The following is a 19974-nucleotide window of genomic DNA, read 5'->3' as shown; positions in this document are numbered from 1 at the left end:
GTTCGTCTTTTCGTCCGTCGGCCCGTGTGGCCGGGGACGGTCATGGAGGAGAAGCGCACCTTCGGTGCGGGCCGGTCTTCGATCGAAGCACCCGGGATATGGAGTCCGGGGGCCACTACCGAGGACCGGCGGCGGCCGGCGGCTTCTCGCTCGTGTGTGGCGTTGTGTGACCAGACTAAGTGCCGGTCGGCACATCGCGCACGTACAGCAAAGGGAGCGGCCCCCTAAAGGTGGGAACCGCTCCCTTCACGGCGTCTTACTTGGCGCCGCCGGCCGCACCACGGCGGATGCCGAGGCGGTCGACCAGCGCGCGGAAGCGCTGGATGTCCTTCTTGGCCAGGTACTGCAGCAGGCGGCGGCGCTGGCCGACCAGGATCAGCAGACCACGACGGGAGTGGTGGTCGTGCTTGTGCTGCTTGAGGTGCTCGGTCAGGTCCGAGATGCGGCGGGAGAGCATCGCGACCTGAACCTCGGGGGAGCCGGTGTCGCCCTCCTTGGTGCCGAACTCGGCCATGATCTGCTTCTTCGTAGCGGCGTCGAGAGACACTCGGTACTCCTCTTGGTGTTCGTGCGCCGACGAGTGCCCCTGGTCTTGGTCTCAGGGGAGCTTCGGTGACTCGCCAGGCGAAGGTCCGATGGGCGCAGCTTCCAGAGGAGGTCCTGATCCGGGGATCCGGGTCGACTCCGGGAGCGCGTACACAAACGGCCGTCACCCAGCGTACCAGCCCGCGGGAGGCGCCCCGCCCGGGCCCCCTGTGCTCTGCCTGCCTGCCGGTGCGGGCCCGTCCTACTTACTGGTGAGGGAGCGGGCCGCCATGAAGACGTCGAGGACGGCCAGGCAGAGCGGGACCAGGGAGAGCAGGACGAAGCTCTCGGCCAGGTCGAGCAGCCGGCCCCAGAACGGCGAGAGGCCCTTCCTGGGGATGATCAGGCCGATGGCGGTGACCAGGGCGGCGCCGACGGCGACGGCCGCGGTGAGCCAGATCGTACGGATGTCCAGACCGCCGCGGTCCCCGTACATCAGGAGGTCCTTGACCAGGTCGGCCGGCGGGTTCAGGGAGAGGCCGAGGATCAGCAGGGCGATCGCGGCGATGCCGGCGACCAGGACGCAGGCCACCTGCGAGGTGTAGCGGAAGAGCCGGGCGCGCAGCAGCATCGCGAGGCCGGCGGCCAGGGCGAGGAGCTGGCCCCAGACGTTGCCCGCGAAGCCGAGGACGGCGGCCGATCCGACGACGACCGCGGCGCAGCCGCCGACCAGGCCGAGCAGCATCTCGTGGCCGCGACGGGCCTGGAGGGCGATGCGCTCGCCGTCGACGGGCTGGGCCTCCTCGGTGGAGGGCTGGGCCGGGTCGGCGTGGAAGTCGTCGTCGGTGGCGCTGCGGGGCGCGGCGTAGCCGATGGGGAGCCGGGCGAAGCGGGCCGAGAGGCCGGGCAGGAAGGCGACGAGGCCGATGGCGACCGGCGCGCAGACGGAGGCGGTCGCGGTGGCGGAGGCCTCGGTGAGGATCGCGAGGAACGTCGCGAGGGTGCCGACGGCGGCCAGGAAGGTCGCGGCGACGAAGGGCGCGTCCCCGCTGGGGGTGAGCGCGACCAGGGTGACGGAGGCGACCAGGACGGTCACGCAGCCGAGCAGGAACTGGAGGCGTCCGGGGCCCTGCCCCGCGTCTGGGCCAATGATGCCGGAGCCCGCGATCAGCAGCAGCGGCAGGGCGCCGAGACCGAGGGCGACGGCGGTGGCGCGGTCGGCGTAGACCCGGGCGCGTACTCCCGCGAAGGCGGTCAGCAGGACGCCCGCGGCGCCGGCGACGACGCCGGGCAGGCTGTGCATGTCGTGGCGGACCGGGTCGGCGAACCACAGCACGAAGCCCATGAGGACCAGCAGCAGGACCCCGCCGACGAGTCCCGCGCCGCGCAGCAGGTCGTCGCTCCACAGGTGCCGGTCGCGGGTGACGGCGGAGGCGACGGCGTCGGAGACGTCGTCGAAGACGGCGGGCGGCAGCGACTGGGCGAAGGGGCGCAGCGAGAGCACCTCCCCGTCGAGGACCTGCTGGCCCGCCAGGGTGCGGGCGCCGTCGAGGACCGATCCGTCGCGGCGGACCAGGTGGTAGCCGGTGGGAGCGCCGGCGGCCTGGGTCTGGCCGGTGAGCCGCAGGATCTCCGGATAGACGTCGGCGACCGCGATGTCCTCGGGGAGCGCGACGTCGATGCGGCTGTCCGGCGCCACGACGGTGACGCGGCAGAAGCCGGTCGCTGCGGTCGTACTCACGTGTCTGGACCCCCTGATTCGCGGTTGCGCACAATGCGCGGGCCACCCTACCGGGGACGGGTGTCGGTCGCTGCACGTAGGATCGCGCTACCTGGGGGGATCCATGAACCAGTGCTTTCGACGGGGGCGCCGGTGCGGAACTCCCGCACGAAGTCGGCCCGTAACGAGGGATTGATGCGCCGGTGAGCCAGATCGTCGTCAAACGCCCGCCGAGGTCCCTTCCTCCGGAAGTGCCCAGCGAGGAACTGGTCCTGGAGCCTCCGCCCGAACTGCCGAGAGGTCAGCAGGAGGGCATGTTGATGCAGCTCCTGCCCATGCTCGGCATGGGTTCGTCGGTGGTGTTCTTCTTCATGCCGGGCGCCCATCCGTTCATGCGCATCATGGGCATCCTGATGCTGGTCTCGACGGTCGGCATGGTGATCGCCCAGCTGGTGCGGTTCCGTCGGGGTACGCAGGGGCAAATTGCCGATGTCCGGCGCGACTACCTCAAATACCTCGCGCAGACCCGGCGGACGGTCCGGCGCACGGCACGCAGGCAGCGGGACGCGCAGCTGTATCTGCACCCCTCCCCCGAGCAGTTGTGGTCGGTGGTCGCCGAGGGCTCGCGGGTCTGGGAACGCCGGGTCGGCGACACCGACTTCGGGCAGGTGCGCGTCGGGCTCGGCGCGCAGCAGCTGGCGACGCCGCTGGTCGCGCCCGACACCGCTCCGGTCGACGAGCTGGAGCCGCTGTGCGCCGGTGCGATGCAGCAGTTCCTGGCCGTGCACGGGTCGTTGGACGGGCTGCCGATGGCGGTCTCGATGCGCGCCTTCTACCACGTGACGATCTCCGGTGAGCCGGAGGCCGCCCAGGCCGCTGCGCGCGGTCTGGTCTCCCAGCTCGTGACGCTGCACTCCCCCGACGACATGATGCTCGCGGTGGTCGCGGCGCGGGGCGCGCAGGAGCGATGGGACTGGACGAAGTGGCTGCCGCACACGCAGGTGCTCGGACAGGTCGACGGGGCGGGCAGCAGGCGGCTGTTCGGTGACGACCTCGGCGAGCTGGAGCAGCTGCTGCGCCCACGGGTCGAGGGGCGTCCGCGGTTCAGCCGCGACAGCCAGCCGGTGCTCGACCAGCCGCACGTCGTGGTGGTGCTGGACGGCGGGATGGTGCCCCCGGACTCGCTGTTCGCGGCCCCGGAGGGCGTGCAGGGCGTGACCATCGTCGAGGTGGTCTCCGGTGAGCTCGACGAGCCGCGCGGTGGCCTGTCGGTGGTGGTGCGGCCGGGGCGGCTGCGTCTGGAGTCGGGCGGCGGTTTCGCCTACGAGGGCGTGCCGGACGGGATCTCGCTGCCGGCCGCCGAGGCGCTGGCGCGGCAGCTCGCGCCGCTGCGGATGGGCGGCGGGGACGACGACGAACCGCTGCTGGCCAACCTGGACTTCACGGACCTGCTGAACCTCGGCGACGCCGCGTCGGTCGACGTGGCGCGCACCTGGCGGCCGCGTTCGGTGGCCGAGCGGCTGCGGGTGCCGATCGGTGTGGGCGAGGCCGGCGAGCCGGTCATGCTCGACCTGAAGGAGGCCGCGCAGGAGGGCATGGGCCCGCACGGGCTGTGCGTGGGCGCGACCGGCTCCGGCAAGTCGGAGCTGCTGCGCACGCTGGTCCTCGGTCTGGCGGTGACGCACTCCTCGGAGACCCTGAACTTCGTCCTCGCGGACTTCAAGGGTGGCGCCACCTTCGCCGGCATGTCGCAGATGCCGCACGTCGCGGCCGTCATCACCAACCTCGCCGACGACCTCACCCTGGTCGACCGGATGGGCGACGCGATCCGCGGTGAGCTCCAGCGCCGGCAGGAGCTGCTGCGCTCGGCGGGCAACTACGCCAACATCCACGACTACGAGAAGGCCAGGGCGGCCGGCGCGCCGCTCGAACCGCTGGCGTCGCTGGTCCTGGTGATCGACGAGTTCTCCGAGCTGCTGACCGCCAAGCCGGACTTCATCGACATGTTCATCCAGATCGGCCGCATCGGCCGCTCCCTGGGTGTGCACCTGCTGCTCGCCTCGCAGCGCCTGGAGGAGGGCAAGCTCCGCGGCCTCGACACGTACCTCTCGTACCGGATCGGTCTGCGGACGTTCTCGGCGGCCGAGTCGCGTACGGCCATCGGTGTCCCGGACGCGTACCACCTGCCGTCGGTGCCCGGTTCGGGATATCTGAAGTTCGGCACGGACGAGATGACCCGCTTCAAGGCGGCGTACGTCTCCGGCACGTACCGCACCGGCGGACCCCGGCTGACGGCCGGGCAGATGCCGATCGAGCGGCGGCCGGCGATCTTCACGGCGACCCCGGTGCCGGTGGTGTACGCGGCGCCGGACCCGGCGTACCTCACGGCCCGGCGCGAGGAGGAGGACGACGCCCTCGCGGACACCGTCCTCGACGTGATCGTGCGCCGCCTGGAGGGACAGGGCGTGCCCGCCCACCAGGTGTGGCTGCCGCCGCTGGACCAGGCGCCCTCGCTCGACCAGCTGCTGCCGGGGCTCGCGCAGACCGCGGACCGGGGGCTGACGGCCACCGAGTACACGCGCCCCGGCGGGCTGACCGTGCCGCTGGGCCTCATCGACAAGCCCTTCGAGCAGCGGCGCGAGGTGCTGTACCGGGACTTCTCCGGCGCGGCCGGCCACATGATGGTCGTCGGCGGCCCGCAGTCCGGCAAGTCGACGCTGATGCGGACGCTGATCTCGTCGTTCGCGCTCACCCACACCCCGCAGGAAGTGCAGTTCTACGCCCTGGACTTCGGCGGTGGCGGCATGGTGTCGCTGGCCGACCTGCCGCACGTCGGCGGGGTCGCGTCCCGGCTGGACCCCGAGCGGGTGCGGCGGACGGTCGCGGAGGTCCTGGGCGTGCTGAACCGGCGCGAGGAGTTCTTCCGGGCGCACTCCATCGACTCGATCACCACCTACCGCCGCAAGCGGGCCGCGGGCGAACTGCCGGGCGAGGCCTGGGGAGACGTCTTCCTCGTCATCGACGGCTGGGGCGGCTTCCGCAACGAGTACGACATGCTCGAGGGAGTCGTCTCCGACATCGCCGCGCGTGGCCTCGGCTACGGCATCCACGTCGTCATCACGGCCGCCCGCTACATGGAGGTCCGCGCCGCCATCAAGGACCAGATGCTGAGCCGTCTGGAACTGCGCCTCGGTGACGTCATGGACTCCGAGTTCGACCGGAAGGTCGCGGCCAACGTGCCCACCGGGGTGCCCGGCCGCGGGCAGGTGCCGGAGAAGCTGCACTTCATGGGCGGGCTGCCGCGCATCGACGGGTCAGGCTCCTCCGGGGACCTCGCGGAGGGCACGGCGGCCTTCGTGGAGGCCGTGCGCACCGCCTGGAACGGTCCGGCCGCGCCCGGCGTCCGGCTGCTGCCGCACAAGGTGCCCGCGGACCAGCTGCCGAAGGGCTTCGAGTTCCCGCAGCACGGCGTCGCGATCGGCATCGACGAGACGCGGCTGGAGCCGGTGTTCGTCAACTTCGACACGGATCCGTTCTTCCTGATCTTCGGCGAGAGCGAGTCCGGCAAGACGAACCTGCTGCGCCTGATCGCGAAGCAGATCGCGGAGCGGTACTCCCCCGACGAGGCGAAGTTCGTCGTCGGCGACTACCGCCGCGCGCTGCTCGGCGCACTGCCGGAGGAGCACCTCCTGGAGTACGCGCCGATGGCGAGCTCGATGCAGATGCACATGGAGGCCCTGGCGGGCGTGTTCTCGCGCCGCCAGCCGCCGCAGGACGTGACCCCGCAGCAGCTGCGGGACCGCAGCTGGTGGTCGGGGCCGCAGGTCTTCATCATCGTGGACGACTACGACCTGGTGGCGACGAGCTCCGGCAATCCGCTGGCGGCGCTGGCGGAGTACCTGCCCTTCGCCCGTGACACGGGCGTCCGCTTCATCATCGCGCGCAACACGGCGGGCGCCTCGCGCTCCATGTACGAGGCGTTCATGCAGCGCATCAAGGAGCTCGGCGCCCAGGGTGTCGTCCTGTCCGGCGACCCGAACGAGGGCGATCTGCTGGGCAACGCGCGTCCGCGTCCGCTGCCGGCGGGACGCGGGTACTTCGTGTCGCGCCGGGGCGCCGCGTCGCTGGTGCAGACCGGCCGGATGCCGGGGATGTGACGCCGCCGGTCGGGTTGTCGACGGACATGAAGTACGTCATGGACGTGGGCACTTCGGAACTGCAAACATCGCCGTAATCCAGATCCAGCAAGGGGGAGTCGAATGTCGTTCCAAGACGAGTGGGCCCAGGACAAGAGCGCCGCGATCGAGCGCCAGTCGTCGAGCATGCAGCTCAACCAGGTCCCCGCCGACCAGGGCGGCGGCGGACCGGGCAACCCGGACCTGGCGACCACGCCGGAGCGGAAGAAGAAGGCCGCCAACACCATCGAGAACCACATCCAGCCGGACGTGAAGTCGGCCGCCGACGCCGCCGACGAGGGCACCAACGGCGCCGTCACCGAGTTCAAGGGCTGGGACACGGCCGCCGGCCTGAAGAAGGCCCACGAGCACTGGGACAGCCAGGTGAAGCGGCTGATGGCGCGGCTGGACTCGGAGAAGGTCGCGTTGCGGAACACGTCGACGCTGTTCCGCAGCAACGACATCGTGACGGGGGCGGGCTTCGCCCCGGCGCAGTCCAAGGTTTCGGGAATCTAGGGGGAAACGCGGTGCCGACGTACCAGGAGATCATGCAGACCTCCTTGACCAAGCTGAACACCGCCGCCGACGGCTGGAAGAGCATGGCGGAGAAGTTCAAGAAGGTCGAGGACCTGTACGAGAAGGAAGTCCAGAGCATCGCGGCGGGCGGACCGCTCTGGACGGGCCACAGCCAGGCTGTCGGCTTGAACAACTTCAACATCACCCGGAGCGAGCTGGACTCGGCGCAGAAGGAAGCGCTGGCCATGGAGTCGCTGCTGCGGGACGCCCACAACACCTTCACCGAGCTCAAGGGCAGGGTGAAGGCGGCCGTCGACGAGGCCGTCGCGGCGGGCATGAAGGTCTCCGAGTCCGGCAGCGCGAGCTACGACTTCAGCAAGGTCAGTGACAAGGAGGCCTACACGATCCGCCACGACCCCGACCTGCGTGAGGTCGAGATGTCGTACACGCGGAAGATCAACGACGCGGTGAAGGCGGTCACGGACTTCGACGCGGACGTCAAGGTCGCCCTGATGAACGCGTCGGGCGCGGACGGCACGGCGCCGCTGGGCTTCAACTCCAAGCCGGTCAACGACGTGGAGGCCGTGGAGGCGCTGGCGCTCTCGGAGAAGGTCCGCGAGGGCAAGGCGTCGAAGCAGGAGCTGGAGCACTACCGGGACCTGCTGAAGGACAACTCGGACGACAAGCACTTCAGTGAGGCGTATCTGAACGGCCTGGGGGCCGAGAACACGCTGAAGATCGCGGACGAGATGAGCCTCGCGGCGGCCGAGCGGGGGATCTCGGACGCGGACAAGAAGCTCTACAACTCGATCAACGCCGGCCTGGCCGACACGATCGCCTCCGGCACGAAGGACCCGAACAGCTACGCGTACCGGCCGTTCGTGGACGGACTCAAGGCCATCGGCGACGACAACATCACGGGCAACCTGAGGCCGTCGCACGGGTACCAGCACCTGGTCACGCTGATGTCGCAGGGGAAGGGGGACTACGGCAAGGAGTTCCTCAACGAGATCGGCAGCGACATGATCAAGGTCGAGAAGGACAGGGAGAACATCTGGGCGCACCACTTCGACGGCCAGCGTCCGAACCTCATGCACGACCCCGTGGACGGCCTGCTCAAGATCATGAGCCGGGATCCGGGGGACGCGGAGTACTTCCTGGACCCGAAGGCGCCGGGCAACGGCAACAACCACCTGGAGTACCTGCTAAACGACCGCAAGTGGGTCGACCCGTGGATGTCGGCCCCGGGCCATGTCACGGAGCTTCCGAACCCGACCAAGGCGGAGGGCCTCGGCGCGGCCATCCAGGCGGCGGCGACCGGGCACGCTCCGGGCGAGAAGCTCGGGGAGGTGGGGGCGCACACCGAGGGCCAGGCACGCGTGATGCACAACGCGGTCGCGTTCCTCGACAAGGACAGCGGTGGGGCCGAGTTCCCCGAAGACCTGAAGAACCTCCAGAAGCCCATGGCGCACGCCCTGGCGGACTACGTCAACGACACCCATGTGATCCTCAACGGCGAGAACCCCGAGTACGGCCTGAGCAAGGGCAAGGACGACATCATCGGGTCCGGCGACAACTCCCACATGGCGGTTTCGCAGGGAAGCCTCGTCCGCGTGATGCGTGGCATCGCGGACGACCCGGAGTCCTTCGCCCTGATCTACGAAGCGGAGCGGTCCTTCTCCGCCAAGGAGCTCGCCGACGCTCCCGCTTACACGGGTGACCCCACGCACGGCCAGAGCTCGGACTGGGACCACCGGTCGAAGCACGTCGGCGCCGCACTGGGCGCCCTCAACGGCATCGGCGCCGATGTCTACCTCGACAAGGAGGACGACAAGGTCAAGTGGGCCGAGTCGACCGCGGAGTACTCGGCGAACGGCGTCAACAGCATCGTCGGCGAGATCCCGTTCGCGGGCTCGGCCGCCGGAGCCATCGTCGACACCGCCAAGTTCGAGTGGGTCAAGGATGTCACCGACGCCGCCGAGGAACAGGGCGACAAGGAATCCAGCGAGAACTACTCGGCCGGCAAGGACGGCACCAACGACCTCATCCAGGCGTGGGGGCAGCAGGAAGGAATTGTGGGCAGTGGTGCGTTCAGCTCGGCGAAGGATGCTGCGAATGGTGGATACGAGGACGGCCGCAGCGCGGCGGCAGGGCACCTGGGGAACTAGTCGGCGAGCTTTCCCACGTCTCGCGGCGGCCGCGGCGCTCCCTCTCATGCTCGTCGCGACGTCGTGCTCGGACGAGACCCCGAAGGCGGCGGCCGACCGTGTCTGCGACATCGCCCCGGGTTCCGCCGAGGACAAGCTGCTGCGTCAGGTGATGAGGGCGGAGACCTTCACGACCGACGTCGGCAGCAGGGACTCTCGCTTCGTCGAGAAGATGCAGGACGCCCTGCGCTCGAACCCGGAATACCGGACCGGCCAGTGCGAGTTCCATCCCAACGGCAAGGACGGGAACGGTCAGGCGACCATCGACTACGGGTGGTCGCCGGTCGCCGACGCGGACAAGACCCCGGACGCGGCTACCCGCCGATACGAGCTGAACGGAGCGAAGGGGACGTCCAACGACGTCATGACCCATCTCTACGTCTCCTGCGACATGCCCGGCGAGCTCAAGCCCCGGTCCAAGAAGGTGCTCCTGCACGCGAACGCCTCGTTCACCGTGAACCTGGGTGCGGTGAAGGACCACGGCACCCAGGACGAGCAGATGTCGTTCCTCTACTCCATGGCGCGCAAGGCCGTCGACGTCCTCGGCTGTGAGAACAAGCCGCTGGCAGGCGACCCGGTCGTCAAGCCCCTTACCGGAAGCACCTCTTCATGACGCGTACCAAGCACACAGCCGCCGGCGCCGTGAGCGCCGTCCTCCTCGCGGCCCTGGCCGGCTGCGGAAGCGAGGACACGGGTGCCGGGGGCGGCGGGTCCCTGAGCGTGGACCGGCTGGTCACGCTCGCTGAGGAGGACGGGAAGGACGGGTCCGACACGTGCCCCCTCCCGTACGACGCCGGCAAGGCGGCCGAGGCGGCGAAGGTCGAAGAGGCCATCGAGCCGGGCGCGGCCGGGGCGGAGGCGGACGAGCCCGTCGCCACGGCCGAGGGCGGGAAGACCACGGATCCGCAGTCGGCGTGGGCGGGCAAGGGCGGTGCGCTCGTCACCTGCTCGTACCACGTCGGCAAGGAGGACCTGAAGGTCCTCACCGTCGGTGCGGAGGCGGGGAACAGCGTCAACATCATGCTGCCCACCATCCAGATGGCGGGCGGCATGAGCATGGACGAGGTGAAGCGTTACGCCGCGGCGGCCACGAAGGCGGGGACCGGGGAGGCCGTGCCCAGCCAGGGCGGAAACGTGGTGATGGTCCGGCTCGACTCGGGCGGCAAGGGCGACGTCGCCATGACGTTGACCGCCGGCGAGTCCGGGAAGACGTCGCTGAAGCCCGAGCAGGTCCTGGAGCTCGCCCGCACCTTCGCCGCCCAGGCGAAGTGAATCTGTTCGTCCGTCTGACAGCGGCCTGCCCGGGCCCCGATCATTGACCCGCAACGACGTTGATGAAGGAGCACAGCCTGATGGGCACTCAGCAGGAGAAGGACGAGCTGTACGCGCTCGACATCAGTGACGTGGAGTGGCTGGGCGCCCCCGGCACCAGCCCCGACGAGGAGCGCGTGGAGATCGCCCACCTGCCGGGTGGGGCGGTCGCGATGCGTTCCTCCCTCGATCCCGACACGGTGCTGCGTTACACCGAGGCCGAGTGGACCGCGTTCGTCCTGGGTGCCAGGGACGGCGAGTTCGACCTGAAGTAGGCCGGCCGGTCAGGTCGGAGACATGCGGAAGGGGCCCGTTCCCGGAGGAACGGGCCCCTTCCGCTACGTCAGCGAGGCCGAGATCGGTCAGATCAGTAGGACTCGGTGAACAGCCGCGACGCCTTGATGTCCGTGGCGCGGTAGCTGTCCTTGCCCTGCTCGATCTGCTTGGCGACGAGCTCGAGGCGGTCCTTCATGTCCTCGGCACGCTTCTTGTACTTGCCCTGGAGGATGACGTACTCGCGGTGCGCGTCACCGTCCCAGGTGTCGGTGACGACCCGGAGGGCGGCGTTCATCTCCTCCAGGTCCTTGATGATGTTCTTCGAGACGACACGGAGACGGTTGGCCATCTCCTGGACGCTCTCGTACTTGACCTTGGTGTTCTGATCGATGCCGGACATCGTGGTGCTCTCCTCGGACTCAGACGTTGTTCAGCGCGGAATTGTTGGCCTTGAGGGTCTGGAACACCTCGTGGTCGTTGGCGTTGCTGAGGTTCTTCGTCTCGCCCACCGCGTTGAGCAGCACGTTGAGCAGCCGGCGGATGGTGTCGTGGTCCTCGTTCAGGGTCGACTGGGCCGTCTTGAAGCCCGCCGCACCCGCACCCGTCCAGCCCGCGCTGACGGTCTCGAGGATGTTGGCCATCTCGCGGGCCTGCTTGGAGACCTCTTCACCCGTCTGCATGATCTTGTTCTTGGCCTGGGTTACCGGATCGTCGGCAAGTCCGAACCCACCTGCGGGCGTGCTCATGTGCTGCTCCTCATTGTCGGATGAAGTTCTTCATGCGCGTTGCTCGTAGCTACGCTCTCCTGTTGCGTATACCTGCCGCCACGACGACGCCGATGATGGCGACGACCGCGACGGCACTCGCGGCGATGCCCCAGAGCGGGAAGCCGCTCTCTTCGGGCCGGGCCGCCGACTCAGGCTTGTTCGGAGCCTGGGTCTGCCCGTTGCCGCTTGCCCCCGTGCTGTCAGGAGAGGGGGAAGTCGAGGGTGTGGGTGACTGACGCTTCTGCGCGGCGAGCAGCGGGTTGACGTTCGGGTCACCGGGATTGCCCTTGCCCTCCAGGAGGACCTGGGCGGGACGGACGGAGCCGTAGCCGATGTACTTGCTGGGCACGGCGCCGACGTGGCCGGCGGTCTCCATCATCACGCGGAGAACCTGGTTGCCGGTCCAGTCGGGGTGGGCGGACCAGATGAGGGCGGCGGTGCCGGAGGCGATGGCGGTGGCGGCGCTGGTGCCCTCGAAGGCGCAGTACTTCGTCTTGTCGTTCGTGCAGCGGCCGGGGATCTCGACGCCTGGAGCGGCGAGGGCCAGGTGGGAGCCGTAATTGGAGAACTTGGCGACCTTGCCCTTGGTGTCGAGCGCGCCGACCGCGACCACTCCAGGAACAGCGGCGGGGTAGTCGCGGTTCTCGCTCCCGTCGTTACCGGACGCTGCGAAGATCAGGGCGCCCTTCTTCTGGGCATAGCTCACGGCCTCGTGCCATCCGCGATCTTCCGCCTCATCGGGAGGGCCGCCCGAGGAAATGTTGATCACCCGGGCGCCGCTGTCCACCGCGTAGCGAATCCCCTTCAGCGTCAGCTCGTGCCCGAAGGCAACGTGATCGCCCGTCTTCACCGGAAGAATCTTCGCATCGGGGGCGATGCCCTTCACTCCACCGCTGGTACCGCTGCCCGCGATCGTGATGGCCATATTGGTGCCATGGCGATCATCGTCCCGTTCGTCGATGCGGCCCGGTCCTCCGCCCGCGTCGGAGAAGTTCCGGCCGGGCAGCACCTTGCCTCGAAGCTCCGACACCGTGGAGTCGACACCCGTGTCGAGGACGGCGACCGTGACGCCCTTGCCCGTGGCCACCTTCCACAGCTCGTCCGCCTTCATCGCGTCCAGGTACCACTGGCGCGACCGCATGTCGTCCGCCAGCGCGGCCGGCGCCGCGACGGTCCACGTCGCGACGACGGCCGTCATCGCGCCGAGCAGACCGACCGCACGGCTGCGGATGACACGGGCAAGCGGGGACATCGGCGAACGACTCCTAGTCGATGACGGGCGGGACGATCTGACGCTGGCCGGGGGCCCACGTCTCCTCGTCCTCGGTCAGATAGTCGGGGCGGCGGCTCGACGCACGCCGCTCCTCCTGACCCGGCTCGGTGGTGCCGGGCGGACGGACGAGGCCGGTACCACCGGGGGTGAACGCGGAGCGTCCACTGGCACCGGACGCACCCGGAGCCCCTACGGTTCCACCCGGCTGCACGGCCAGACGGCGGCCGATGGCGTTACCCGTGCCTCCGCCCGGTGCTCCCTGCATGCCGGCGCCGGGGCCGTGCATGCCTCCCGCGCCGCGCGGGAACTGGCCGGCGCGCTCCTCGCCCACGACAGGGCCCATGGGCAGCCGGGGAGCGGTCATGCCGGGACGACCGGGCACCTGACGGCCGCCCGTGATGCCCTCCGCGCGGGGCGGCGCGCCGAAGGGACTGGTCGGGCCCGTGAGACCAGGACGTGTCAGACCCGTCGGGCCCGTCGGCCCCGGAGTGGCCGGGCGGAGCACCGGGCCACCCGTCGTCTGCGGGCCGACCGGCGGTGCCATGGGCGGCAGGGCCACGGGGGGAGGGCTGTTCGTCGTCACCGGCGGCGTGTTGGGCGGCTGCACCGTGGGGCGGGTCGGCGTTTCCGGCGTGATCGTGACGGAGTCGAGGTTCGTGTCGACCTGGGACTCCGGCGGCAGCGCCACGGGCGGCGTCGGCGGCAGGATCACCGGGTCGGGGAAGTCCTCGGTACGGGCCGGAGACGGCTTGTCGACGCTACGGAGAGACGACGACTCTCCTTGAGTCGCGCGCGTCGCGGAGGACGTCGAGGAGTTCTCACTGCCCCCGCTCCCCGTACCGTACTCGCGCTCGCTCGCGAAGCTTGGATCCCGAATCGGCTTGAACTCCGGCTCCCGCTCGGCCGTCATCCGGTCCCGCGACGCGTCGTAGTACGACGACAGCCGCTCCAGCTGGTGGATCGCCTCCTGGAGCTTCGGCCCGGTCTCCGACTCGAGGCGGGCCTTCTCCTTCTCCGGGTCCGCGAAGCACATGCCCGCCGGCTTGGGCACGGCCGACTTGGCCTCGGACAGTGCCTGCCCGGCCCGCTGCATCTCGCTGGACACGACGCTGGTGTAGTCACCGAGCACCAGCGTCTCGGCGACCATCCCCGCGCCCCAGTTGCGGAAGGCGGTCCCTCCCTCGCCCTCCCACTGGACACGGCTGATGTACAGCCGCAGGTCGGCGGCGATGTCGAGGATCTTCGGCACCGCTGCCGCCAGTGCCGTGCCGGTGGACGTGATCTCCTCCGGCTTGGCCGACGCGATCATCGCGTACAGGGCGTCCAGGGACTTCCCCTCGAACTCTCCTGCCATGTTGCTGCAACTCCCCCGTTAGCTGAATCCGCCGGAATCCCCGGTGCCGCCCGCGTCCTTGGCAGGCTGCTGCGGCTTGTCGCCGGCGTGGCCGTCGGTGCTGTTCCGCTTCTCGTACTCGTCCTTGTGGCGCTTCTGGATCGCGGCGTAGCGCTCGCGCTCCTCCTCGTCCACCCCGGTGTAGCCCTTGTCGGCGATGTTGGCGGCGATGCCCATCGCCTCCAGCGTCTCGCCGAAGGTCCGCGTCAGCTCTTCCAGCCTCGTCCGGACCTTCTCGTACGCCGTGTGCAGTTCCGTGGCCGCGGCGAAGCCCGTGCCGTACGACGCCGCCGTGACCTTCTGCTCGCCGATCTTCTTGTGCTCGGCGGGCGAGCCCTTCAGTTCCTCGACGAGCTTCTGCATGCGGGTGTAGAAGCTCTGGAGAGTGACCTCTCCGACTTCCAGCCCCTGCTTGCCGCCCCCGATCGGCGCTTCCACCTCAGTGCCCCCTCGTCACGTGAACTCTTGAACCACTCTAGCCATTTGGTACGACAGTTCCAACTGCAAAGCGCTGTTCGGAGGGACCCGGCTCACCGGGCCGCTCCGTGGCGCCGTCTGCTGTCCCGGACCACGGTCGCGGTCCCGGCGACCACCGCCACGAGCACGCCGGCGATGCCCAGGGCGTAGGTGGCGAGTCGTTCCGTGCGCTCCTGCGGCGTCTCCGTCAGGGCCAGGTGGGCCGGTTCGGGTGCCGGAGGCTTGGGCGGGCCCGGGTCCGCCTTCGGGGCCGCCTGGCGTACGGCGCCGTCGGCGAGGGCGCGGACCGGGTCGACGACGCCCCAACCGACGTGGTTGTCACGGCCGTTGATGGACCGTACGGCCGTCTGCTCGATGCGGGCGACGATCTCGGCCGCGGTCCAGTCCTTGTGCTTGGCGCGCAGCAGGGCCGCGACTCCGGAGACGTACGGGGCGGAGAAGCTCGTGCCGTTGTCCACGCACTGGCCTCCGCCGGGGACGGTGGAGACCATGTCGACGCCGGGTGCGGCGACGCCGACGAAGCTGCCGGACTGGGAGAACGCGGCCCGTTCGTTGTTGCGGTCGGAGGAGGCGACGGCGAGGACCCCGGGGAAGGCGGCCGGGTAGGTGTTCTTGAGTTTGCCGTCCATACCGTCGTTGCCGGCCGAGGCGACGACGACGATGTCCTTCGCGAGCGCGCGGGCGACGGCCTGGGCCATCGAGGACTCCGGGCTCAGCGGCTGGGTGGTGTCCTGCGAGATGTTGATGACGTGGGCGCCCTTGGCGATGGCGTGGTCGATCGCCTGCGCCATCGTGTCGGACTTGCCGCTGTTCTTCTCGTCGTTCTGGCGGATCGGGATGATCGTCGCTTCGGGCGCGAGCCCGACGAAGCCGGTTCCGGCGCGGGGACGGGCGGCGATGATGCCGGCGACCTTGGTGCCGTGGCCGACCTCGTCGACCGTGCCGTCGGTCTTGCCGCGCTTGTCGTCCCCGGGGCTCGGGTTGTTCTTGTCGGGCTTGAGGTAGTCCTTGCCCGCCTTGGCGTCGACCGCGGGCTTCAGCTGGGGGTTGACGTCGTCGACCCCGGTGTCGATGACCGCGACCCGGATGCCCTTGCCCTTGGTGTCCTGCCACAGCTCGTCGAGGAGCACGCGCTGGAGCGACCAGGGAATGCCCTCGATCTGCTTCTTCATGGGGAAGGTGCACTCGCCGCTGCCATCAAGGCGCGGACCGCCGCCGCTGTCGACGCGCGGACCGCCGCCACCGTCCGTCGCGTGCGCGGCGGGAGGCAGGGCCAGCAGGCCCGTCAGGGCGGTGGCGGTGAGAAGGGCCGCCTTCCGGTACGTCACCACTGCCACTCCCCTACGAACCCTGCGGCTGACGGGCGCTGTTGGTGTCGAGTCGCGGCCCCTTGGACAGGAACTCGGACCACACGATCGGGACGAGGACCGGTGTGACCTTCTCGTACCCCAGACGCGTCTGCGCCTCGCTCGGTTCCGGGCGGCCGTCGGTCTGCTTCTGCTGGTCGCCGGTGCCGATGTCGGAGCGGGCGGCGTCACTGTCGCCGTTCGCCTGGACGGCGTAGCGCAGCCCGGTGTCGGTGACGAGGAAGAGGGAGCCGTCGGGCGCGGTCTGGTTGCCCTGGATCTGGGTGTAGAGCAGGCCGCTGCCGGGCGTCACGTACGTGCTGGTGCCGCCGGCGGTGATCTCGGCCGGGTACTTCGTGCCGGCCCAGGTGGTGAGGGTGGTGTTGCCCTTGGCGTCCACGCTGTTGAGCACGCTGCACACGGTGTCGCGGGCGCCGGCGCCGCTGACGGCGTTGACCTGGGTCGACTTGCGGGACGGCCAGCGGTACTGCGCGCCGAAGGTGGTGGCGTCGGGGGTGAAGGAGGCGGCGTCGACGGCCGTGGCCTTGCCGTCCATGTCGAGGGTGTCGGTCTGCGGGGAGTTGATGAGCAGCCAGGCGGTGAACTCGGAGACCGGCTGCACCTTGCCGGCCAGGACCACGTAGTGCTGGGGTCCGGAGCCCGTCTGGGCCAGCAGGACCATGCCCACCCGGTCCTCGGTCCTGCTCAGTCCGCCGCCGAGGCCGGCCGGGTCGCCGACCTTGCCGGCGATCTGCGGGAACTCCACGGGGCTGCCGGTGTGCAGGGTGGCGAGCCAGTCGTCGGTGACGGCCTGCGGTTCCTTGCTGAGGCCGACGAGGGCGGTGGTGAGTCCGGCCGACTCGTCGGGCGTTCCGGGCACCAGGTACTTCGTACCGGTGTGGTCGATGAGGTAACGGGCGCTGTCCTTCTGCCCCTTGACGTACATGACCTGGCCGTCGACGAGCTTCTGGCCCTTGCCCTCCGTGCGCGCGAAGTCGCGCTGGGAGAAGACGAAGGTGGCCTTCTGCACGCTGGATCCGGCTCCGCCGCCGGGCTGCTCGCAGACGGCCCAGCGCTTGGCCGTACCGGCTTCACCGGCGGACGGGAGCCGGTCGGGGGCGTAGGGGATGCCGAGGATGGGGCCGCGCGGCGGGTTGCCCTTGTCGAGCGTCTCGTCGTCGACCTGGATGACGGAGAACTTCTGCGGGGTGAGCAGCAGCCGGGCGGAGGCGAGGTTGAGGACGGGGTGGAGCAGCGTCTTCCTGTTCTTGCCCTTGCCGGTGGAGAGGACCACGTAGCGGGTGGTCGACTGCTTGCCGACGATCACCTTGGTGCCCGGCTCGTCCCAGCCCTTGGGCGCCTTGGGGCTGAACATGCCCCAGGCTCCGAAGCCGGCGAGCACGAGCGCGCCGATGATGAGGCCGGGGACGACGGCGCGCAGCGGCCTCGGCGCTCCCTCCTCCGTCCCCGAGGGCGAAGGTTGGAGGAATGCGGCCACCGTGCGCTTCTTCGCAAAGGTGTACGCGTTGAGCTCATCCCGCCGTGATGCCATGAGTCCCCATATTCGTCAGACGCAGTCTTCACACGAGAGCCCGGGGAGCATGGCACCCGGGCTCCGGCTGTCGGACCGGCCCCCTACTATGCCTGCTGTCCGGTCGTGCTTGTGGGGCGGGTAGGGTGATCCAGCCGCCAAAGCCCTGGCGGGCCAGGGTGATCGGGACGAATTGGGGGGATTCTCCATGATGGCATCCGCGACGCGGACGCGGCACGCGGCGGCCGCGCCCTCCTCCGCCGCCCCGGGGAACGCATCGGGCGGAGCCCCCGCCGCCGCGTCGGTGGCGCCACGACTCCAGGCGCGTCCCGGACACTTCGGATCGTTCCGATTGCAACAGCTCGTACTGATCGAGGTCGCGGCCGCGCTGCTGCTCGTGGCGTGGGTCGTGGAGCCGTTGCTGCTGGTCCCCGCGGGTGTGGTCGCCGCGCTGCTCGTGCTGCTCGCGGTGGTGCGCAGGCACCGCCGTTCGATGCCGGAGTGGCTCGGCACCTTCCTCGCCCTGCGCGCGCGGACCCGGCGGGCCGCCTCGCTCGTCCTGCCCGAGGGCACGGAGCCGGGGCTCGCGCCGGTGGTGGAGTGCGATCCCGCGCTGCGGACGTACGCGTACGGCGACCGGGACCGGCGGCCGGTCGGCCTGATCGGTGACGGCACGTTCCTCACGGTGGTGGTACGCGTCGAGTCGGAGGCCACGGCGCTGCGTCCGGACCGCTCGGCGAGGCCCCTGCCCGTCGCGCTGGTACGGGACGTGCTGGAGGTGGACGGCATCCGGCTGGAGTCGGCGCAGATCGTGCAGCACACGCAGCCCGCTCCCGCCCCTCATCTGCCCGCGCAGTCGATGGCGGCGCGCAACTACGGTCCGCTGCAGGCGCAGACGGGTTCCCCGGCGCTGCGGATCACCTGGGTCGCGCTGAAGCTCGACCCCGAGCTGTGCCCGGAGGCGGTCGCCGCGCGCGGTGGCGGCCTGGAGGGCGCGCAGAAGTGTGTGGTGCGGGCGGCGGACCAGCTGGCGAGCCGACTGGCCGGCGCGGGGTTCAAGGCGACGGTGCTCACCGAGCAGGAGCTGACGGCGGCGATCGCCACGTCGACGTGCGCGAGCCCGATGGCCATCGCGCAGGCCGGCCGGGGGCAGGCGCAGGCGCGCCGCACCCAGGAGACGGCCCGGACCTGGCGGGTGGACGACCGGCGGCACACGACGTACTGGGTGGGGCGCTGGCCCCAGCTGGGCGGCGGGGGCGCGGGTGCCTCGATGCCGCAGCTGGTCGCCCTGCTGACCTCGCTTCCGGCGCTGGCGACGACGTTCAGTCTGACGCTGAGCGGAGGTGACCGTCAGGAGGTGACGGTGACCGGGCACGTACGGATCACCGGGCGCAGCGACGAGGAGCTGGTGGCCGCCCGGCACGAACTGGAGCGCGCGGCACGCGGGGTGCGGACCGGCCTGGTGCGGCTCGACCGTGAACAGGTGCCGGGCATGCTGGCCTCGCTGCCGCTGGGGGGTGCGCGCTGATGTCCTTCTCTTCTTCTCCTTCTTCTCCTTTCCCTTCCTCCTCCTCGTCCGCCGGCGCGGGCAGGGGTGCGCGCCCTGACGCGGGTGGCGGCAGACACGGCGGGTCCGGCCGGGGTACGGGCAGGGCCTCCAGGCCCCGGTTCGGCTTCGGGCTCATCGGGCCGCGACGCGACCGCCACGCGGTGCCGCTGGAGCAACTGGGCGCGCTGGGCCTGCCGGTCGGCGACGACGGCATGGTCATCGGTGTGGACGCCGAGGGCCGGCCCGCGGTGCTGGGCATCAACCGTCCCACTCCATACGACGTGACGCTCATCGGCGGGCTGTGGACGGCGCAGGTGATGGCGCTGCGCGCCGCCGCCACGGGGGCGCGGATCGCCGTGGAGACCGGCCGGGCGCCCGCCTGGACGGCGCTGGCCCAGGCCGCGGGCGGTGGGCAGCCCTGCATCACCCTCCACGACGTCGGGCGGGTCCCGCCGCAGGGTGCCTCGGCCGGCAGTCCGGTCGTCGTCGTGCGGGACTGCGGGATGCGGCCGCCGCGCGGGCGGGTCGTGTCGGGGCCCTGGCAGTCGGTGGTGACGCTGCTGCCTTACCTGAGCCCGGTGGCACCGCGGTTGCTGGAGAAGTCCTCGCTCGTCGGTGTGCAGCGGGTGTCTCCGGACGAGGCCACGCAGATCGGCCGCATCATGGGGATCCCGCGCGCGGAGTCGGAGGCGTTGTCGACGCTCGCCGACGGAGTGACCCTCTGGTGCACGCCCGGCGACCGGCAGTTCGTCATGACCCAGGCGACGGATGCCGAGACCGGATTGTTGGGCAGCGCCCGGCGCATGGACTGACCCTCGGCGACTTTTCAGGTGCGTCCCTTTATGTACCGATGTGCGGTGCCGCGCGATCACCTCACGGTTCACTCTGCGATGTGGGTAGGTCACTTC

General features: G+C 70.3%; 17 protein-coding genes. 8 read left to right on the top strand and 9 right to left on the bottom strand.

The annotated features are described in order from the left end of the window. Positions 1 to 256: 256 nt before the first annotated feature. Together rpsO and eccD are read right to left on the bottom strand one after the other, a co-directional pair. Positions 257 to 547 (bottom strand): 30S ribosomal protein S15, encoded by a 291-nt coding sequence (gene rpsO / locus ACZ68P_RS07455; RefSeq protein WP_158991116.1) that lies wholly within the window; start codon positions 545 to 547, stop codon positions 257 to 259. Between the two features lie 240 nt (positions 548 to 787). Next, positions 788 to 2266 carry a type VII secretion integral membrane protein EccD gene (gene eccD / locus ACZ68P_RS07450; protein ID WP_471003843.1) on the bottom strand — a complete coding sequence of 493 codons (1479 nt, stop codon included), beginning with the start codon at positions 2264 to 2266 and terminating at the stop codon, positions 788 to 790. 182 nt (positions 2267 to 2448) lie between these two features. Between eccD and eccCa the strand changes: the two genes are divergently transcribed. The 6 genes from eccCa (at position 2449) to ACZ68P_RS07420 (ending at position 10729) form a co-directional block, all read left to right on the top strand. After that, positions 2449 to 6402, top strand: coding sequence for a type VII secretion protein EccCa (gene eccCa / locus ACZ68P_RS07445; RefSeq protein WP_471003841.1), 3954 nt, complete (start codon positions 2449 to 2451; stop codon positions 6400 to 6402). A gap of 102 nt (positions 6403 to 6504) precedes the next feature. Beyond that, positions 6505 to 6936, top strand: coding sequence for a hypothetical protein (locus ACZ68P_RS07440; protein ID WP_471003839.1), 432 nt, complete (start codon positions 6505 to 6507; stop codon positions 6934 to 6936). Between the two features lie 32 nt (positions 6937 to 6968). Next, positions 6969 to 9104, top strand: a complete 2136-nt coding sequence (locus ACZ68P_RS07435; protein WP_471003837.1) for a hypothetical protein — start codon at positions 6969 to 6971, stop codon at positions 9102 to 9104. 46 nt (positions 9105 to 9150) lie between these two features. Further along, positions 9151 to 9756: a hypothetical protein gene (locus ACZ68P_RS07430; RefSeq protein WP_471003835.1), complete on the top strand. Its 606-nt coding sequence runs from the start codon at positions 9151 to 9153 to the stop codon at positions 9754 to 9756. Then, the gene (locus ACZ68P_RS07425) at positions 9753 to 10415 is read left to right on the top strand and encodes a hypothetical protein (protein ID WP_471003833.1); all 663 of its coding nucleotides are present in this window, start codon (positions 9753 to 9755) and stop codon (positions 10413 to 10415) included. The genes ACZ68P_RS07430 and ACZ68P_RS07425 overlap by 4 nt, the downstream gene beginning before the upstream one ends. Positions 10416 to 10495: 80 nt before the next feature. Next, positions 10496 to 10729, top strand: coding sequence for a DUF397 domain-containing protein (locus tag ACZ68P_RS07420; protein ID WP_365721477.1), 234 nt, complete (start codon positions 10496 to 10498; stop codon positions 10727 to 10729). A 92-nt stretch (positions 10730 to 10821) separates the two neighbouring features. Here the strand turns inward: ACZ68P_RS07420 and ACZ68P_RS07415 are convergent, their stop codons facing one another. The 7 genes from ACZ68P_RS07415 to eccB all read right to left on the bottom strand — a co-directional run bounded on the left by ACZ68P_RS07415 (position 10822) and on the right by eccB (position 17538). Then, entirely contained in the window at positions 10822 to 11130 is a 309-nt protein-coding gene (locus ACZ68P_RS07415) for a WXG100 family type VII secretion target (RefSeq protein ID WP_471003831.1), read from the bottom strand. A 19-nt stretch (positions 11131 to 11149) separates the two neighbouring features. Further along, positions 11150 to 11476 (bottom strand): WXG100 family type VII secretion target, encoded by a 327-nt coding sequence (locus ACZ68P_RS07410; protein ID WP_365721481.1) that lies wholly within the window; start codon positions 11474 to 11476, stop codon positions 11150 to 11152. Between the two features lie 49 nt (positions 11477 to 11525). Next, on the bottom strand, positions 11526 to 12749 hold the full coding sequence (locus ACZ68P_RS07405) for a S8 family peptidase (RefSeq protein WP_471003828.1): 1224 nt from the start codon (positions 12747 to 12749) through the stop codon (positions 11526 to 11528). Between the two features lie 13 nt (positions 12750 to 12762). After that, complete coding sequence (locus ACZ68P_RS07400) at positions 12763 to 14124, bottom strand: WXG100 family type VII secretion target (protein WP_471003826.1); 1362 nt, start codon at positions 14122 to 14124, stop codon at positions 12763 to 12765. Between the two features lie 18 nt (positions 14125 to 14142). After that, a complete protein-coding gene (locus ACZ68P_RS07395; RefSeq protein WP_471003824.1) occupies positions 14143 to 14601 on the bottom strand; it encodes a hypothetical protein in 459 nt (152 codons plus the stop codon). 92 nt (positions 14602 to 14693) lie between these two features. Next, positions 14694 to 15968 (bottom strand): type VII secretion-associated serine protease mycosin, encoded by a 1275-nt coding sequence (mycP, locus tag ACZ68P_RS07390; protein ID WP_471003822.1) that lies wholly within the window; start codon positions 15966 to 15968, stop codon positions 14694 to 14696. 13 nt (positions 15969 to 15981) lie between these two features. Further along, positions 15982 to 17538 (bottom strand): type VII secretion protein EccB, encoded by a 1557-nt coding sequence (gene eccB / locus ACZ68P_RS07385; RefSeq protein WP_471003820.1) that lies wholly within the window; start codon positions 17536 to 17538, stop codon positions 15982 to 15984. 190 nt (positions 17539 to 17728) lie between these two features. Between eccB and eccE the strand changes: the two genes are divergently transcribed. Continuing rightward, positions 17729 to 19045, top strand: coding sequence for a type VII secretion protein EccE (gene eccE, locus ACZ68P_RS07380; RefSeq protein ID WP_471003911.1), 1317 nt, complete (start codon positions 17729 to 17731; stop codon positions 19043 to 19045). Beyond that, the gene (locus tag ACZ68P_RS07375; protein ID WP_471003818.1) at positions 19045 to 19878 is read left to right on the top strand and encodes a hypothetical protein; all 834 of its coding nucleotides are present in this window, start codon (positions 19045 to 19047) and stop codon (positions 19876 to 19878) included. Before eccE ends, ACZ68P_RS07375 begins: the two co-directional genes overlap by 1 nt. The last annotated feature ends 96 nt before the right edge of the window (positions 19879 to 19974 follow it).

Source organism: Streptomyces sp. NPDC036822 (genome assembly GCF_055609145.1).
This window is presented reverse-complemented; position numbering and strand designations above follow the sequence as displayed.